We start from the raw sequence: 17981 nt of genomic DNA on the forward strand, positions 1-17981 counted from the left end.
CTTAAGCCGCAGCCACGGTTACTAACGCCTGGTTTATCAACTATTTATTGCTTCCGCCAAGCCAGCGTAGGGAATAGATTACTCAGCACCTGGCCGCGGTATGTTCTACCTGATTTTATTGTTGAGGTAAGCTTCCACTATATTCCCTAACATTTTTCAAAAAATCCGGTATTACTACCACCCCCTACGCCTTCCAGCCCACGCGTACGTTAGCCCCGCCTAAGCAACCAAGGCCTTTGCTCCGCCCGACTTTCTGCCTGCATGATTGATCTGCTCGATGTAAACCTACAGCAAGTACCAGACGCCTATTTAGCGGGTACCTGGCGTGTAGCGGAGCGAATATTGAACCGAGCCAGTGCAACTACTCCCCTGGCCCAGGCCACTACCCTGCAATTACAGGAAGGTCATCTGCAAGTGGATACCGCAAGCCGCGCTATCCGCGGGCAATGGTCGGTGCAGCGCGATGCCCTGTTGAGCCGCCCCTACCTGCATTTGCAGCTACCCGACGAAGAAACGACTGCGCTGGTTACTCGTCTGCGACGGGCACCAGATGGTCACCTCCGCGCCCTCACTCTGTATTTCCAATCTGGTATGGAGTTGCAACTATTGCAGCCCTAGCCCCCTCTGCCCTCACCTATGGCTTTCTCCGAGGAATCTATCCATTACGAACGACTGCAAACCGCCGTGGATGCGGCCGGCGTGGGTACCTGGGACCTGAATCCGGTATCCGGCGAACTAGTGTGGTCGGCCCGCTGCAAAGAGCTGTTCGGCCTACCAGTTACCGATACCATTACCTATGAAGATTTCCTGCGGGGCCTCCACCCCGACGACCGTGCGCCCATCGACGCGGCCGTGCAGCGGGCCTTAGCACCCAACGGGTCGGGATTGTTCGATACAGAATACCGAATTATTGGCCTCCAGGAGAACCTTCCGCTACGGTGGGCACGGGCTACGGGACGGGCCTTCTTCAATGCTGAACACACCCAAGCCGTGCGGTTTATTGGTACCATCACCGACGTTACCAGCAAGCGCCAGCAGCAGGAAGTCCTGCGCCAGAGCGAGGAGCGCTATGCCCTAGCTTCCCTGGCTACCAACGACGCCATCTGGGACTGGAACCTAGTAGACAACACCATTAAGTGGAACCCGGCCGTACAACGCGTGCTGGGCTACGGTGCCGATGCTTCTAACACGGCTGCGCATTGGTGGTACGACCATATTCATGCGGAAGACCGAGACCGAGTAGTTGATGGCATTCACGCCGTAATTGACGGCGGCCAAACGGACTGGCACGATGATTACCGCTTCTTGAAAGCTGACGGCTCCTACGCCCAAATCATGGACAGGGGGCACGTAGCGCGCAACGATGAGGGCCAAGCTATGCGCATGATCGGGGCCATGCAGGACGTTACCCAGCAGCACGAAGCCAAAGCAGCGCTGCGCCGCCGTGAAGCCGACTTTATAGCCATGGCCGACAATGTAGCCCAACTCTCCTGGATGGCAGAGGCCGACGGCTACATCACGTGGTACAACCAACGCTGGTACGATTTCACGGGTACTACGCTCGAAGAAATGAAAGGCTGGGGCTGGGAAAAAGTACATCACCCCGACCATATCAACCAAGTGGCGGCTTTTGTGCAGAAAGCTTGGCCGGCCGGTGAACCGTGGGAACTGACTTTTCCCCTGCGCAGCAAAGAGGGCTTGTACCGCTGGTTCTTAACCCGTGCCGTGCCCATACGCAACGACCAGGGCGAGGTAGAACGCTGGTTTGGCACCAATACCGATGTAACGGACATGCGGGAGCTACAAAACCAACTAGAGCGCTCTTACCAAGATCTAGAAGTGAAGGTAACGTTCCGTACTCTTCAGTTAGAGCGCGAAGTGCAAGAGCTACGCGCCCAATTGGCTGCCACTACGGCCGGCCCAAAGCCCGCATAGCACACTGTTACTGGAAAGACTCATAAAGAAAGCCCCACGGTGCAGCACCGCGGGGCTTTCTTTATGAGTGCAAGCGTACTTACTCGCCAGCTGGGAAGTCGGCAGAGTCGCCGAGGTCAGCCACTTGCTCTAGCTCCTGCACCAGCTTCGTGAATTTTTCCCGCGCCCCTTTCACGGCTGCTTTGCCAAGCGGTAAGTGCAGGGGCGGGTTTTCCTGACGCACCAAGTCGTACATGATTTGAGCAGCACGCTGGGGGTCGCCAGGCTGCTTACCACTATAGCTCTGAATACCCTTAAGGTTTTCGCCTACGGTAGAGCGGTAGTCCTCAATGGCGGTATCCACGAAGGAAGCAGAGCGACCTGCCCAGTCGGTACGGAAACCGCTCGGCTCAATGTTGGTTACCTTAATACCCAGGGGAGCAACCTGCTGAGCTAAGCTCTCACCAAGGGCTTCGAGCGCAAATTTGCTGGCGTTATACACGCCCACGCCAGGGAAGGTCTTTAGGCCACCAATGCTAGTGATGTTGAGCACGTGGCCGCTTTTCCGCTCGCGAAGGTGGGGTAGCACGGCCCGCAATACCCGCAGCGGACCGAACACGTTCACATCGAACTGACGCTGCACTTCGGCCTCATCAATCTCCTCGATGCTACCCAAGGAACCGTAGCCGGCGTTATTTACCACAACATCAAGTTGGCCGAAGTGCTGAATAGTCTCCTGCACGGCCTGCCGTACTTGCTGTTCGCTCACAACATCGCACACGAAGCCGCGGCCTTTATCGCCAGCCTTCTGAGTGAACTCATCGGCTTGCTCCTGTTTGCGGAAGGTAGCCGCCACACTGTCGCCTTTATTTAGGCAGTACTCGGCCAGTTCTTTGCCGAATCCGGTGCTTACACCGGTTATGAACCACGTTTTGGTAGTTGCCATACTATGTTGAGGGGAATGATACTGATGCTACCGCCTCGGATGAAGCGGCTGGCAGGTTTAACCCCAAAAGTGCCCCTTGGGTTTTTAGGCACTCGGTTTCCGCCCTCAACCCCATTATGGGCCAATTGTATGGCACCGCATCGAGTGAACTGTGACTAGGCTTCGGCAAGCATGAACGACAACACCTTCAACTAAGACCACGCCCAATGCCGCTTTGAAAGGCAGCTACATGAATTAATAGGCAAAGTATAGTGGCATTTCCGCCTCCTTTACTGATAGCACCTTAGTAGGGCGCCCAGTCTTCGAGAAGAGCAATACCTGACCGCGACCCTGCATTACAGTTTAGATTTGCGCTGTCCAACACCCAGAATGCTGGTTCCCACGGTACCGGCCCAGTAATAGCCCGCTCTCCTACTACATGCTTCCCTCTCCGTTAGAAAGGCCTTAGCTACTGCGTCGGGTCTCTTTTTATGACGTTGATTTTACGGCCCGGGAAAAGAAATTAACAGAACGACAACCGGAAATGAACAGGTAAAAACCGGAAACCCAATTATTCGCCGTAATTTTACCCGGCAATAAGCGGAACCTAACCTTCTTGTTGCCATGGCCGACTACGCTGCCAAAATTGCCTTCGAGGCTCTTACCTATGACGACGTCCTGCTACTTCCCGGTTACTCGGAAGTACTGCCCCGCGACGCCGACCCCAGTTCTCAGCTTACCCGCAACATTCGGCTTAAACTTCCCTTTGTATCGGCGGCTATGGATACCGTAACCGAAGCCGACATGGCCATTGCCATGGCCCAGGAGGGCGGTATTGGTATCATTCACAAGAACATGAGCATCCGGGCCCAGGCCGAGCTGGTGCGCCGCGTGAAGCGTTCCGAAAGCGGAATGATTCTCGACCCCTTTACCCTGGAGGAAACAGCTACTCTGGCCGATGCCAAGAAGCTGATGCGCAACAACAACATCGGTGGTATTCCGATTGTAGACGAGCAGCGCCGTCTCAAGGGCATTCTCACCAACCGCGACTTGCGCTTTGAGAAAGACATGACCCGTTCGGTTTCGGACGTGATGACTCCTTCGCCCCTGGTAACGGCCAAGGCGGGCACCGAACTCACGGCGGCTGAAGACATCCTACAGGATTCTAAAGTAGAAAAGCTCCCCGTGATAGACGCGGAAGGCCGCTTAGTAGGACTAATTACATACAAAGACATCCGGAAGCGCCGCCGCACCCCTAACGCCTGCAAAGACGAGTTTGGCCGCCTGCGCGTGGGGGCTGCCGTAGGTGTTACTCCCGACCTGCTGGCGCGCATTGCTGCCCTGGTAGATGCTGGCGTTGACGTAGTAAGCGTAGATACAGCCCACGGCCACAGCAAAGGCGTACTGGACGCCGTACGCAGCATTAAGCAGCAGTATCCTACCCTGGAGGTTATTGCCGGCAACGTAGCTACTGCCGAAGGAGCCCGGGCCCTGGCTGATGCAGGTGCCGATGCCGTGAAGGTAGGCGTGGGCCCCGGCTCTATTTGCACTACGCGCATTATTGCTGGCATTGGGGTACCTCAGCTTTCGGCCGTGATGGAAGCAGCCCGTGGCCTAGAAGGCACTGGGGTTCCACTCATTGCCGACGGTGGCATCAAGTTTTCTGGCGACGTGGTAAAAGCTTTGGCTGGTGGCGCTAGTACCATCATGATTGGCTCCTTGCTGGCTGGCACGGAAGAAGCGCCCGGCGAGGTAACGCTTTTTGAAGGCCGTAAGTACAAAAGCTACCGCGGTATGGGCTCGGTAGAAGCCATGGAAGAAGGCTCGAAAGACCGGTATTTCCAGGACGCCGAGGATGACGTGAAGAAACTGGTACCTGAGGGTATTGTAGGTCGCGTTCCATACAAGGGTCTGGCTAGCGAAGTGCTCTATCAGCTGGCCGGTGGCCTGCGGGCGGGCATGGGCTACTGCGGAGCTGGTAGCATTGAAACGTTGCAGACGGCGCGCTTCGTACGCATCACGGGGGCTGGACTACGAGAGTCGCACCCCCACGACGTACAAATTACCCGTGAGGCGCCCAACTACAGCAGCAAGTAGGCTGAGCTGGTAGTGTTTCCTAGAATGCCGACAGCCTCTGCGCTGTCGGCATTTTTGTATTATCGCCCTATATATCGGTTAGCTGGCTCATGACATCAGTCAACTGACAACGGTAGTTAGGTACACATGGCTTATCTTGCCCATCCATTTCGCCAAACGCCATGCTTGCACGGCGGAATGGCTGACCTTAACCTGGTTTCATGCCCTTTGACCGGAAGCTATCTTCCTTTATGTTGCCGCTTGCCCTTCTAAGCTGGGTTGGCTTGCTGGTTTGCTCCTTGCTGTATGCGCATCCGCAACAGATTGGCAATACTAGCTTCCCAGGTTGGCCCATGCTCGTAGCTCAAGCAGTTTTTGCTGCTGCGGTGTTTTTACACGAGCGTGCCCAGCCTGACCGCCTACGGGGCTTAGACTTTGTAGGCCTTCTGCGCCGACTACTACTAGGCCCTGGTTTACTGGCTACTGTTTGCGTGGGCTTGCACCTACTAGAAGACCTGTTTCGCCAGCAGACACCGGGAATTTCGTCGGTAGTGTCTACCGTCGCTTACACCATAAACGTTGGCCTGTTCATTTTATTCTTAGCTCGTACCAATTACAGCTGGCGTTCTTTAGTCCTATTCCGGTCGTCTGCCCGCTTGCGGCGGCAATGGGGCTGGTTTGAGGCCTTACTCGGCATTACGCTATTGGTGCGCTTGGTGTCCTGGTCACCACCCCAAGCAGTCCTGATTGGGGTGCTCGTTTTCCTAGGCGGATTTGGGGCTTATTTGAGCAGCAACCAAAAGTGGGTAGCCTACCTCAACCGGCGCCAAAAGCTGGAAACGGTGCTACTACAGCTAGGTATTATTGTGGCCATGGGCGTCTTCGTTGGCTACTTCCTGCGCACAGCCCATACCGTTCGGCTTATTACCCCGGCACCTCAGCAGGCTTTCCTGCTGCTGAATGCCTTTTTCGCTGCCTTCTATGCCTTTATGGGCTTGATGGTAACGTTTTTCAACTTGCCTACGGCCGGAGTATTCGAGCAAAAGCGCGAGGAGATTCTTAGCCTGCAGCGCCTCACCCAGCTCATTCAGAAAAGCCAAACAGCGGAGGAAGTATACCGCATGCTCTTCGACTCGGCCATCCAAACCGTGGAGGCGGATGCGGCTTGGCTGGAAGCAGACAACTCTTCTACCGACTACCGCGGCCAGCACTATCGCATTGCGCCCGAGCAAGCCACTGCCGTTTGTCAGCTCCTGGCAGAATACAACCTGGGCCAGATTGAGTACCTCAACAACGACCTGCCTAATAGCACTGGTTTCCGCTCGTTGAACTTGCCCTACGGCTCCCTTATTGTAATGCCGCTGCGCTCCAGCAAGCGCCAATATGGAGCGCTTTACATGCTGAAAGAGCAGCGCCAAGGCTTCGACCGTGAAAACCTAAGTATTCTGCAAACCTTCACTAGTCAGACGGTGCTGAGCATTGAGAACCTGCAACTCATGCAGGCCTCTATTCAGAATCAGTTGGTGCAGGAAGAGCTTAAGATTGCCTCGTCGGTGCAGGACAGCCTGATTCCGAAAGACCTGCCCATCGACAACTGGTTTGAAATCAGTTCCCATGCTCTGGCTGCCAAAGAAGTAGGGGGCGACTTCTACGACTTCTTGCATTTGCCCGGCCGGCGCCTGGCGGTGCTCATCGGCGACGTATCGGGCAAGGGTATTACCGCTGCTTTCCACGTGGCGCAGATGAAGGGCATCTTTCATGCCCTCATGCAGGAAAATCCCCTAGCGCGCAATGAGCGGGAGAAGTTCCCCGTACCCAGTAAGTTCATGGCCCAGGCCAACAATGCCCTGGCGCGCTGCCTAGAGAAGGCCGCCTTCATCACGGCTTCTCTATACATCATTGATTATGAGCACGGCGGCTTTGTATTTGCCCGCGCCGGCCACTGCCATACGCTGTACTACCACTCCATTAAAGAGGAAGTATCGTACTTCCACACTGCTGGGCTAGGCCTGGGTATCATTCGCAACGATACCTACGAGAAGCACATCAAAAATCAGTTTTACGACTATAACCCTGGCGACGTCATGGTCATCTACACCGATGGCATTGTGGAAGCCCGGGGTGAGGGTGGTGAAGAGTACGGGGAAGACCGCTTGCTGCAAATGCTGGAGCGCACGTACTACCTAGACGCTACAGCCATTAAAGAGCGTATTCTGAGCGACTTAGAGGAGTTCAGCCGCGGTCAGCCCATTCACGACGACCAAACCCTACTCGTCATTAAGTTCAAGGACTCCGAACCCGAAGCCCGCCTTTAACGTAGCACGCAGTTATGAAAATAACGCAACATTCCTCTGAAAATACGCTTACCCTCAGCCTAGATGGCGAGCTAGATGCTAGCTCGTCAGTGCTGCTAGATAGCGAGTTAAATGCCCCTGAGATTCTCAACTATACCAAGGTTCTCATCGACTGCCAACGCCTCAACTATATTTCCTCGGCGGGCCTAGGAGTTTTTATTTCTCATTTGCAGCGTTTTCAGGACGCCAACGTGAAGCTGGTGTTTTTCAACATGCAAGAGAAAGTCCACAATGTGTTTGAAATACTGGGTCTAGATTCGCTGCTGACGATTGTACCGTCGCAGGCAGAAGCTGCTGCTGTTTAATGAGCCATAGGGTATCAGAATAGAATGAAAAACGCAATCCGAATCAGCTGCACTCGCCGCAACCTTAAGGTGGTGCGTGATTTCGTGAGCGGCTTTTTGGGAAGCTACCAGTTATCGGAGTTGCATACTAACCAGATTGTGTTGGCAGTGGATGAAGTGGTGGCCAACCTCATCATTCACGGCAATCAGGAAGACGAATCTCAGTTTTTGGATGTGCGCGTGAGCATGCGCAACCAGGAGTTTGGTATCGAAATCGAGGATGAAAGCCCCACTTCCTATTCCCCTTCCTCATACAAGGAGCCCGATTTGCAGGAGTTCGTCCGCATTGGGAAGAAGGGCGGTGTAGGAATGATGCTTGTCAACCGAATTATGGACCGGGTGGAGTTCACCACGGTGGGCGCCCACAATGTGTGCCGCCTGTATAAGAAACTAGGTTGAGCTTTCGTTCGTTACGTACCACCAAAAGCGCCCAGCGACCGGGCGCTTTTTTTATGTTACTTACTTCGTAAGCGGCCGGCCGGCTGGCCGAAAAAAATCCGTAAAATTGCGTTTGTCAGCCGTTCATGTCCGGGGCTCATCCTGGCCGGTTTACGCGCTTCGCAGATTCCTTTTTTCCTCTATGCACCACCGCTTTTTGCTTGCTGGTACTGCCGCAGCTGCTCTTTTGGCCGCTGGCTGCCAAACTACCAAACCTACTACTGCAGCTAAGCAGCCTGTTGTCGAAACCTTGGGCACCACGGCAGTACCCGCTTCGGAGTTTGCCTACGTGTACCGCAAAAACAACAGCTCGGCACCTGAGTACGGCACCAAGGCCAGCGTAACAGAGTATCTGGACTTGTATACCAACTTCAAGCTGAAGGTGCTGGAAGCCGAGCAACGCGGCCTCGATACTACGCAGGCCTTTAAGCGGGAGCTAGATGGTTACAAGCAGCAACTTGCTCAGCCCTACCTCACGGAGAAAAGCGTAACCGATAAGCTGGTACGCGAGGCCTATGACCGGATGAGCAAGGAAATTAATGCCTCGCACATCCTCATTCGGGTGCAGCCCGATGCCGACCCCAAAGATACCCTAGCGGCCTACCAGAAGGTCACTGCGCTGCGCCAGCGCGTAACGGGAGGCGAGGACTTCGGGAAGGTAGCTCGGGAAACGTCAGAAGACCCCTCTGCCCGCGAAAACGGCGGTAAGCTGGGTTATTTCACGGCCATGCAAATGGTGTATCCCTTCGAGTCGGTAGCGTATAGTACGCCGGCCGGGCAGGTTTCGCAGCCGGTGCGTACGCGCTTTGGCTACCACATCATTAAGGTGAACGATGTGCGACCCGCCCAGGGGGAAATCAAGGTAGCTCACTTAATGATTCGGGCTACGCCAGGTATGCCCAAGGCCGATTCGGTAACGGTAAAAAAGAAGGTGGATGAACTCTATAGCCGCCTTACCCAGCGCAAGGAGAACTGGGAAAAGCTTGTTGCGCAGTTTTCGGAAGACGCGGGCTCGGCGGCTAACGGTGGAGAGCTTCCTCCTTTTGGCACTGGGCGTATGATTCCGAGCTTCGAAGAAGCAGCATTCAAACTACAGAAGCCCGGCGACCTGTCGGCACCGGTGCAGACGCCCTATGGCTGGCACATCATCCGGCTTATTGAGAAGCAGCCCATCCCCACATTTGAAGCCATGGAGCCGACGCTGAAGAGCAAGGTGTCCAAGGATTCGCGCTCGGAGCTCAACCGCACGGCTTTCCTGAAGCGGGTGCGCACTGAAAACAACTTTTCCGAAAATCAGGTGGCCAAAGACTACGTGCTTAGCAGGGCCGACACCGCCCTGGTAAATGGCCGCTTTAAGTACACGGCTCCCGCCACCCCAGCAAAAGGCAAAAAGGCTACTGGCGACGCTCAAACACTATTTACTATTCAGGGCAAGCCCTACCCCGTTTCCGACTTCCTAACCTACGTCCAGAGCAATCAGAAGCCCCGTGCCGGCTCTGATGCCCGCTTCACCATGCAGCAGCTCTACGACCAGTACGTAGATCAGAGCCTAACTGAGTTTGAGAAAGCCAATTTGGAAACCAAGTATGAGGACTACCGCATGCTGGTGAAAGAGTACCGCGACGGTATTCTGCTGTTCCAACTCATGGATGAGAAGGTATGGAGCAAGGCCATTGAAGACACAGTAGGTTTGCAGAAGTTCTTTGCCGCCAACCAGGCCAAGTATCAGTGGGAGCCGCGCGTGCAAGCTACCGTGATTAGCGCGGCCACTCCGGCGTTGCGCACACAGGTGCAGCAGCTAGTAGCTAATCCTGCCGCTTCGCTGCCTACCACCCAAGGCATTCCAGCCAGCGTCAGCTTCCGGCCACGCACCGTTACACTAAACCCAGCTAGCACGGCTTCGCTAGAAGCATTGGCGGGCCAACTAGTAACAGACACCACGCTTCAGGTTACGATTAGTGGTCAGGTGAAAAATGCAGCGGCGGCTACCTTAGCTCGTCAGCGGGCCAGCCAGATTCAGTCTTACTTCGTTCAGCAGGGCATCCGGGCTAGCCGCGTACCAGTAAATGTAACAATAGGCGGTGCGCAGTCGCGGGCGGCGGGTTCGGCAGATGCCATTTATTTCCGGGGCTACACCCGCAACCCTGCCGCTATTGAGCAGCGCTTTAATGCACAAAACCCATTGGCCGTGCAAGTGCAGCAGCGTAGCTTCCAGAAGGGTGATAACAAGGTAATAGACGAGTTCTTGAGCAGTGCTCCAGGCACGTATACTACCCAGAAGGACGGCCGCTACTACACTGTGATTGTTGAGAAACAGCTGCCAGCGGGCCCAAAGAGCTTAGCTGAAGCGCGCGGACAAGCTACCTCCGATTACCAGAATTACCTGGAAAAGGAATGGATTGCCCAACTGCGCGAAAAGTATCCTGTGAGCATCAACCAGCCAGAGGTAGAAAAACTAGTAACGAAGTAGCATCTATAAGCGAGTACTGCTGCAGCAGAAGCAAGACCAAGAAAGTTGGTACCACGTAGCGCTTTCCGTTCTGATAGCTTCTTACTGCTCAGTACTCGTTTCTTTTTTCGGCCGTGCAACGGTGCCCCCACTTCTGGGCTCTACTTCCTGAATTTGGGCTTTTGCTACCTGCACTGGTGGTTTTTGCCGGAGAAAGGATTTATGATGAAATTTACGGGCAGCTTTTGGCGTTTTGCCTGCTGTCTAGCTGGTAGAGGGTAGTAGCTTCTGCGGGCATTACTGGTAAAGATTCCAATGACTCAGTTTTTCCAATCATCGGCCCGCGGGGTGCTGTTGAGTGCGGCCCTGCTGGCTGCTTCGGTTACGTCCAGCTACGCGCAGCTCGGCATAGGTCGCCCCGTTGGCCGCCAAATCGTCGATGGCATTGTCGCCAAAGTTGATAACCAGATCGTGTTGCGCTCCGATCTGGAAAACCTATACGCTCAGGAGCAGGCTCGAGCCGAAGGCAAGCCCCTGCCCCCCGACTTGCGCTGCCGTATCTTACAGAGCCTAGCTCTCAACAAGTTGCTACTAGCAAAGGCTGAGACTGACTCAGTAGTTGTAGAAGACAGTCAAGTAAAAAATGAGCTGGACCGCCGCATGGCGTACTTCGTACAGCAGATTGGGTCGGAGAAGAAGCTAGAAGAGTACTACAACAAACCCATCAAGCAGCTTAAGGACGAATTGCGCATTCAGGTGAAGGATCAGTTGGTGCAGCAAAAGATGCAGGATGAAATTGCGGGTAAGGTGTCGGTGACTCCGCGTGAGGTGCGCCAGTTCTACAACCGCATTCCCAAAGACAGTCTTCCTTACTACTCCACGGAGGTAGAAGTGGGTCAAATCATTAAAATTGCTAAGACCAACTCCAAAGCGAAGCAGGCTACTCAAGCCAAGCTTAACGACCTGCGGGCACGCATTCTGGCGGGCGAGGATTTCGCCACGCTGGCAAAGCAATTCTCGCAAGACCCTGGCTCGGCGGTAGAAGGGGGCTACTTAGGCTTCTTCAAGCGCCGCGAGCTGGTGCCCGAGTACGAAGCCGCCGCCTTGCGGTTGGAGCCGGGACAGCTCTCACCCGTGGTAGAGTCGCAGTTTGGCTTCCACTTGATTCAGCTGATTGAGCGCAAAGGCGACAGTTTCAGCACCCGGCACATTCTGCTCAAGCCCGAAACCGGCACTGCCGATGCTACCGAAGCTGCCCAGGAGTTAGCTAAATTGCGTCGCCGCATTATGGCCGATAGCGTAACGTTTGCGAAAGCAGCTAAAGATAACTCCGACGATAAAACGTCTGGAGGCAATGGTGGCCTGATTGCCAACCGAACCGACGGCAGCTCTTACTTACCACTCGACAAGCTGGACCCGGCCATTTTCTTCACCATTGACACAATGAAGGTAGGCAGCATCACCCCACCCCTGCCCTACCGCACCGACGATGGCAAGGATGCCGTTCGTATCCTGTGGCTGAAGTCGAACAATCCGCCCCACCAAGCCAACATTACGGACGACTACCAGAAACTGGCCGCTGCCGCACTAGAGGAGAAGAAAAACAAAGCCCTCGACGAGTGGTTTCTCAAGAACCGTGGCACGGTGTACCTGGAAGTAGATCCGGAGTATACGGGCTGCAACCTTCTGAATTCTTCTTTATAAAGTGAATTGAGCATAAGACCCACGCAGTGAGCTTCGTGCAGCGAAACCTCATTGCGTGGGTCTTATGCTTACTCTACATTTCGATAGAATATGTCCTTCTCTTCCGATAAAGAAGCCGCCGACGCGCTGGCCCAATCATACCGCACATTAAGCAAGGAAATCGGCAAGGTCATTATCGGGCAGGAAGAGGTAGTACAGTTAGTACTAACGGCCGTCTTCTCGCAGGGTCACTGCCTGCTGGTGGGCGTGCCCGGCTTAGCTAAAACCTTGCTGATCCAAACTATTGCCGATTCGCTGGACTTGTCGTTCAACCGGGTACAGTTCACTCCTGACCTGATGCCCTCCGACATTGTGGGCTCGGAAACGCTAAACCAGCAGCGCGACTTTCACTTTGTACCGGGTCCGATTTTCGCCAACATTGTGCTGGCTGATGAAATCAACCGCACGCCGCCTAAAACGCAGGCGGCCCTTCTGGAAAGCATGCAGGAGTACGCCGTGACGGTAGCTGGCAAGCGGTACCCTTTAGAGCGGCCTTTCTTCGTGCTGGCCACTCAGAACCCTATTGAGCAGGAAGGTACATATCCTTTGCCTGAGGCCCAGCTAGACCGCTTCATGTTTAACATTGAGCTAGGCTACCCCAGCTACGAGGCAGAACTGCAAATTGTGAAGAACACTACTTCCGATAAGAAGCCTAGTGTCTCTAAAATTCTGCACGCCAGCGAGATTCAAGCCTACCAGCAATTGGTGCGCCGCGTGCCCGTAGCCGACAACGTAGTAGAGTATGCGGTTGGACTGGTGCACAAGACCCGTCCTAACACAGATAGGGCGGCCGTGCGGGCTTCTCAGCTACTGGAATGGGGTGCTGGTCCCCGGGCTTCTCAGCATCTTATTGTGGGAGCTAAGTGTCACGCCTTGCTGCACGGCAAATATTCCCCCGATATTGAGGATGTGCGCGCCGTGGCATTACCTATTTTGCGTCACCGTTTGGTGCGTAACTTCAAGGCCGAAGCCGAAGGCATCAGCGTAGAGCAGATTATAAAGGAACTCCTGTAGAAGCGGCACCTTCGTACCCTTCACGTCTTACTTTCTCCCTCCTAGCTACATGGAAGCAGCCGGTTATTACCAGCAATTTGAGCGCAACATTGCCATTATTCTGGATGCTCTGCAAGTGGGCCTTGATGTGCGTACCACTGCCCTTGGCGTCTCGCTGCCGATTGAGATATACGTGCTGTGCGAAGTCTTAAACCAAGCGGGTGCCCAGTATCGGCTGACAACGGAAGGCCTGGCACGGGTGGAAGAGTTTTATGCTCAGTTCACGCAGCACACCGCAGAAACGGAAGCCCAGATGCGCCAGATTTTGGAGGATAAGAAGGCTATGATGCGTACGCCCGAAGGCCGTGTGCTGACTAAGGAGATGCTCATTCGCCGGCTAGAATTCTTTAATGAGGCTGCCCGTCTTTTCAACGTAATGCGCACGCAGCAGTCCTTGGGTAGCCCTCCACAGCATCGCTCAGGCATTGGAGCAGCACTGCAGAAATAGCCGGCTCTACTACGCCAGTTGATTTGGCCGTAGCACCGTCTGTTTGAACGCAAAAGAGGCCTGCTACTGTGTAGCAGGCCTCTTTTTTATTTGTATCTATACCTGTCCTAAACAGCCTTGTTCGGACTGTTCAGGTGTTTAGCTCATAGAAGCGGTAGCCTCTTGGCGAATTTTGGTGTTGCCGTCTTTAGAGTGCTTCAGGTTCAATCCTCCAACTGGCTCCTTTTTCAGGTTGCTAGGCACCTCATCTCCGTGCGGGCCTTTAGAGATGGTCACGCCACCGTCTACGTAATAGGTGGCACCGGTTACGTAGCTTGCTTCATCAGAGGCAAGAAAGAGGTATACGTTGGCTACTTCCTCTGGCGTACCCCGACGGCCCAATGGCACGCCTTGGGTTGTCATCTTCTCCATCTTTGCGTCCATGGGGCCCGTTTCTTTGTGGGTCCATGCCGTATCGATAGGACCGGGGCCAACAATATTGGAGCGTACCCCGAATTTAGCTTGTTCCACGGCTACACCGCGTTGGAAGGCGTGCACAAATCCCTTCGTGCCACCGTAGGGCGTGTTTTGGGGCTCGCCCATATGGCCCGCCTCTGAACCAGCCGACACGATGTTGCCGTGCGTTTTCTGCAAGTGCGGAATAGCAGCGCGCGTCATCATGAAGTTGGAGTACACGTTGTTCTTAATCATGTACTCGAATGCATCCGTGGGATACTTGTCAATGGTAGATACTGCAGGGAAAGCACCGGCATTATTAACCAGAATGTCTAGCTTCCCAAACTCTTTCACGGCTACTTCTACGCAGTCTTTGGCGGCTTCCTCGTAGGAGATGTCGCCGAGGTATCCAATGGCTCGGCCACCGCTGGCCAAGATTTCATCTACTACTTCACGAACGGGGTCACTAGCGAGGCCTACCACAATTACTGCGGCGCCTTCGCGAGCAAATTTCTTACAAATGGCTTCGCCGATGCCGGCACCGCCGCCCGTTACAATTGCTACTTTATTCTGCAGTCTAGCACTCATGGCTATAGTATTAAAGTTGAAGTAAGTTGTTGCGACGAGCCGCCATGCAAGCAAACTCTCGACGTACTGCTTGTTTTCAACGCCATTCTGGAGAGCGGGTTTTCGCGTACAAGGTCGCAGATGCCTCTGCTGCATCTCAGCTAGCTCTTTTCGAGGCATTCTCCCCAAATCATGTACGCTGCTCCATCGCTCACCCGGGTCCCGTGCCTTTCTGCTCGCTTAACACTACGGCCCTACCAGCCCACTGATGTCGAACTGTTCTTCTGCCTTCTGGATGCTAACCGCCCGCGCCTCCAACCTGCGTTTCCCGCTCGCCTAGCAGCCGTGCAAACCCGTGCTGACGCTGCCCAGGTCTTGTATCAGTTTGACCAAGATTGGGAAACCGGCCACCTGTACGTATTCGGCATTTGGCATACTACTACTGGGCGCTACCTGGGCGATATTAGCCTGCGGCCCAGCTGGAGGTCGCCTGTTACGGGTGAAATTGGGTACTACCTCTCCGCCGAGGCCGAGGGCCACGGGTACGCCCGCGAAGCCCTCGCAGCCATGGTGGAGTTTGGGTTTACTACCCTGCATGCTGCTCATCTACTTATCCGTTGCCGCGACGATAACCCACGCAGCTGCGCCGTGGCCGAGGCCGTTGGCTTCCACCCCGTCCCACCCCAGCCCCACCGCTGGGCACTGGGTGTTCGGAACGCTACACCCATCCGTTACTACGTACGCAAGCAGACCGGACAGTAAGAGCGCTGCTAGTCATCGTCGCGTCGGAGGGTCTTCAGCAAGAAGCTTTGGTTGAAATTGAGGTAGAGAGCAAAGGAAAAGTCGAAGAGCCCATTGTTTAGATCATACAACGGCTCAAAACGGGTAGTCAGGAGCAGGTTGCCGGGCAGCCGGTAATCTCGCATCACTCGCAAAATCAGCAGTTCTCGTTGCTTTTCCGTATAATTTGGGTCCACAGCTGATACCGAGATTGAGCGATACAGCCGTCCCCCCAGTGGCGATATAAAGCCGTTGCCACTCCAGTAAGCCAGTTGCAGATTGGATAGCTTGGTATCAAGACCAGCGTTCAGGTAGAGACCCGTACCGTGGCCATAGGGCAGTGCACTAGTAAAAGAGTAATCCTTGAAATAAGCGAAGTACCCGTCGAAGTGCGCTGCCTGCACGAAGCGAGACGCTACTGCCCGCCGCACTCGTAGGCCGGTAGCGCCGTTAAACAGGGTTTGCAGGGGTATGTCAATGGTGTCGAGCTGGCCGCCGCGGTGAGTGGCCGTGAACTGCACAGGTAGCTTCAGGAGCCAACCCGTAGAGTCGCCCAGCAGGTTAAACTCCGAGGAAAATCCACCCGCTACCTCTTCCTGGAAATTGCTAAATCGGTACTGCTGGCGTTGCCAGTTTACCCACACATCCAGAAAGGTGCGGGGCGTTCGTAGCTGATACTGGGTACCTTCTTCCAGCCGATTCGTAATGACGCGCTCGAAGTCGAACAGCGGCTCAATATAGCCGTGGTGCAGATGGCCTTCCAGATTGCCAAAGATGAGCCGGTGCGGCCCCTGCTGGTACTTTACCGTGAGTAGCGGCCGCACCTGCCGTAGCCGTGGCGCACCATAGTCTTTCCAGAGGTAGACGCCCGCTTCCAGTCGTAGATTGGCGGCAGGAAAATATACTAGCCGCGGGGCTAGTTGGGCACCGAAGTAGGTGAGACCGGGGTCAATTTTGTTGAAATACTCGTTGTCCTTATTGAATAAGAAGCCCTGCACATCTAAGCGGAGCTGCCGCTCGTAAGAGGGCCCCAAGGGCAGGGGATACGTAAATGCCCGATTATCTAACTGCCCAAACGCTACTCGCAGGGTACCCAACCAGCCTACCAACGTCAGTATCAGGGCGGTAGAAACGCGGCTATTTCCCAAAAATTTTAGCACAGAAAAAACACCCTAAAATCAACGAATTTTTTTAGCATTGTGGGCACAAAATATAGCCCGTCGACGTTACCATGAGCCGACCCGAAAAGGCCCCGGCAATGTGGCTCTGGCTTGCTTCCTACACGGTTGTAGAGGCCGGCTAAAAGGGTTACATTCACCAAACCTAAGCATTTCCAAACAACCCCTCTATATAATGGCTGCAACCACTGACAAGGCCGAGAAAACTGTCAACGCCAACGCCGAGAAAATGAAAGCGCTCCAGCTCACCCTGGACAAGCTTGACAAAAACTACGGCAAAGGCACCGTGATGAAGCTCAGCGACAACAAGGTGATGGACGTCGAAGTTATCAGCACCGGCTCGCTAGGCCTAGATATTGCCCTAGGTGTAGGCGGTTTGCCCAAGGGCCGCGTGGTAGAAATCTACGGTCCAGAATCGTCGGGTAAGACGACCCTCACCATGCACGCTATTGCTGAGGCGCAGAAGAAAGGTGGCATTGCGGCCTTCATCGACGCCGAGCACGCCTTTGACCCGCTGTATGCGAAAAAGCTAGGTATCGACACTGAGAACCTGCTGATTGCTCAGCCCGACAATGGTGAGCAAGCGCTGGAAATTGCCGATCAGCTAATTTCCTCTGGTGCCATCGACATTATCGTGATTGACTCCGTAGCAGCGCTGGTACCGAAAGGTGAACTGGAGGGCGACATGGGTGACTCCAAAGTAGGTCTGCATGCTCGCTTGATGTCTCAGGCCCTGCGTAAGCTTACGGGTACCATCAACAAAACCAACTGTCTCTGCATCTTTATTAACCAGTTGCGTGAGAAGATCGGCGTAATGTTCGGCTCGCCCGAAACCACTACTGGTGGTAACGCTCTGAAGTTCTACGCCTCGGTTCGCCTTGACATCCGTCGTATTGGTCAGATCAAAGAGGACAAAGACAACGTGACGGGTAACCGCACGAAGGTGAAGGTGGTGAAAAACAAAGTAGCTCCCCCCTTCAAGGTTATCGAGTTCGACATCATCTACAACGAGGGTATCTCGAAGGTGGGCGAAATTCTTGACCTAGGCGTTGACATGGGCATCATTGCCAAGTCGGGCTCGTGGTTCTCGTACAATGGCGACCGTCTTGGTCAGGGCCGTGAAGGCGTAAAGACCATCCTACAGGACAACCCTGAATTGGCCGACCAGATCGAAGCGCAGATCCGCGCCAAGGTGAAAGGCGACCCGGAGGAAGCACTAGCAGCTATTCCTGAGGATCGTTCGATGGATGACGATGAAACAGTTGAGCTGTAAGTCG

At 54.5% G+C, this 17981-nt stretch carries 15 protein-coding genes; 12 read left to right on the forward strand and 3 right to left on the reverse strand.

The window, feature by feature from the left end; all coding sequences use genetic code 11:
- Nucleotides 1–261 precede the first annotated feature (261 nt).
- Nucleotides 262–618 carry a hypothetical protein gene (locus CHB83_RS06115; RefSeq protein ID WP_045690526.1) on the forward strand — a complete coding sequence of 119 codons (357 nt, stop codon included), beginning with the start codon at nt 262–264 and terminating at the stop codon, nt 616–618.
- Nucleotides 619–636: 18 nt separating this feature from the next.
- A complete protein-coding gene (locus CHB83_RS06120) occupies nt 637–1935 on the forward strand; it encodes a PAS domain-containing protein (protein WP_089332018.1) in 1299 nt (432 codons plus the stop codon).
- A gap of 79 nt (nt 1936–2014) precedes the next feature.
- Here CHB83_RS06120 and CHB83_RS06125 read toward each other — a convergent pair whose 3' ends face one another.
- A complete protein-coding gene (locus tag CHB83_RS06125; protein ID WP_089332019.1) occupies nt 2015–2860 on the reverse strand; it encodes an oxidoreductase in 846 nt (281 codons plus the stop codon).
- Between the two features lie 603 nt (nt 2861–3463).
- On the opposite strand from CHB83_RS06125, the gene guaB reads away from it, so the two are divergent.
- The 8 genes from guaB to CHB83_RS06165 all read left to right on the forward strand — a co-directional run bounded on the left by guaB (nt 3464) and on the right by CHB83_RS06165 (nt 13744).
- On the forward strand, nt 3464–4936 hold the full coding sequence (guaB, locus tag CHB83_RS06130; protein ID WP_089332020.1) for an IMP dehydrogenase: 1473 nt from the start codon (nt 3464–3466) through the stop codon (nt 4934–4936).
- Between the two features lie 230 nt (nt 4937–5166).
- Nucleotides 5167–7230 (forward strand): GAF domain-containing SpoIIE family protein phosphatase, encoded by a 2064-nt coding sequence (locus CHB83_RS06135; RefSeq protein ID WP_161806907.1) that lies wholly within the window; start codon nt 5167–5169, stop codon nt 7228–7230.
- Between the two features lie 14 nt (nt 7231–7244).
- Complete coding sequence (locus CHB83_RS06140) at nt 7245–7574, forward strand: STAS domain-containing protein (protein WP_045689273.1); 330 nt, start codon at nt 7245–7247, stop codon at nt 7572–7574.
- Between the two features lie 24 nt (nt 7575–7598).
- Complete coding sequence (locus tag CHB83_RS06145; protein WP_045689274.1) at nt 7599–8012, forward strand: ATP-binding protein; 414 nt, start codon at nt 7599–7601, stop codon at nt 8010–8012.
- Between the two features lie 181 nt (nt 8013–8193).
- On the forward strand, nt 8194–10521 hold the full coding sequence (locus CHB83_RS06150; RefSeq protein WP_089332021.1) for a peptidylprolyl isomerase: 2328 nt from the start codon (nt 8194–8196) through the stop codon (nt 10519–10521).
- A gap of 294 nt (nt 10522–10815) precedes the next feature.
- Nucleotides 10816–12204: a peptidylprolyl isomerase gene (locus tag CHB83_RS06155; protein ID WP_089332022.1), complete on the forward strand. Its 1389-nt coding sequence runs from the start codon at nt 10816–10818 to the stop codon at nt 12202–12204.
- Between the two features lie 90 nt (nt 12205–12294).
- Nucleotides 12295–13257 (forward strand): AAA family ATPase, encoded by a 963-nt coding sequence (locus tag CHB83_RS06160; RefSeq protein WP_045689276.1) that lies wholly within the window; start codon nt 12295–12297, stop codon nt 13255–13257.
- A 49-nt stretch (nt 13258–13306) separates the two neighbouring features.
- Nucleotides 13307–13744, forward strand: a complete 438-nt coding sequence (locus CHB83_RS06165; RefSeq protein WP_045689277.1) for a hypothetical protein — start codon at nt 13307–13309, stop codon at nt 13742–13744.
- Nucleotides 13745–13882: 138 nt separating this feature from the next.
- On the opposite strand, the gene CHB83_RS06170 is transcribed toward CHB83_RS06165, so the two are convergent.
- Nucleotides 13883–14767 carry an SDR family NAD(P)-dependent oxidoreductase gene (locus CHB83_RS06170; RefSeq protein ID WP_045689278.1) on the reverse strand — a complete coding sequence of 295 codons (885 nt, stop codon included), beginning with the start codon at nt 14765–14767 and terminating at the stop codon, nt 13883–13885.
- A gap of 171 nt (nt 14768–14938) precedes the next feature.
- On the opposite strand from CHB83_RS06170, the gene CHB83_RS06175 reads away from it, so the two are divergent.
- On the forward strand, nt 14939–15508 hold the full coding sequence (locus CHB83_RS06175; protein ID WP_089332023.1) for a GNAT family N-acetyltransferase: 570 nt from the start codon (nt 14939–14941) through the stop codon (nt 15506–15508).
- An 8-nt stretch (nt 15509–15516) separates the two neighbouring features.
- Here CHB83_RS06175 and CHB83_RS06180 read toward each other — a convergent pair whose 3' ends face one another.
- On the reverse strand, nt 15517–16686 hold the full coding sequence (locus CHB83_RS06180; RefSeq protein WP_089332024.1) for a hypothetical protein: 1170 nt from the start codon (nt 16684–16686) through the stop codon (nt 15517–15519).
- Between the two features lie 193 nt (nt 16687–16879).
- Between CHB83_RS06180 and recA the strand changes: the two genes are divergently transcribed.
- A complete protein-coding gene (gene recA, locus CHB83_RS06185) occupies nt 16880–17977 on the forward strand; it encodes a recombinase RecA (RefSeq protein WP_045689279.1) in 1098 nt (365 codons plus the stop codon).
- Nucleotides 17978–17981: the final 4 nt, after the last annotated feature.

Source organism: Hymenobacter mucosus (assembly GCF_900188255.1).
Lineage (GTDB): Bacteria > Bacteroidota > Bacteroidia > Cytophagales > Hymenobacteraceae > Hymenobacter > Hymenobacter mucosus.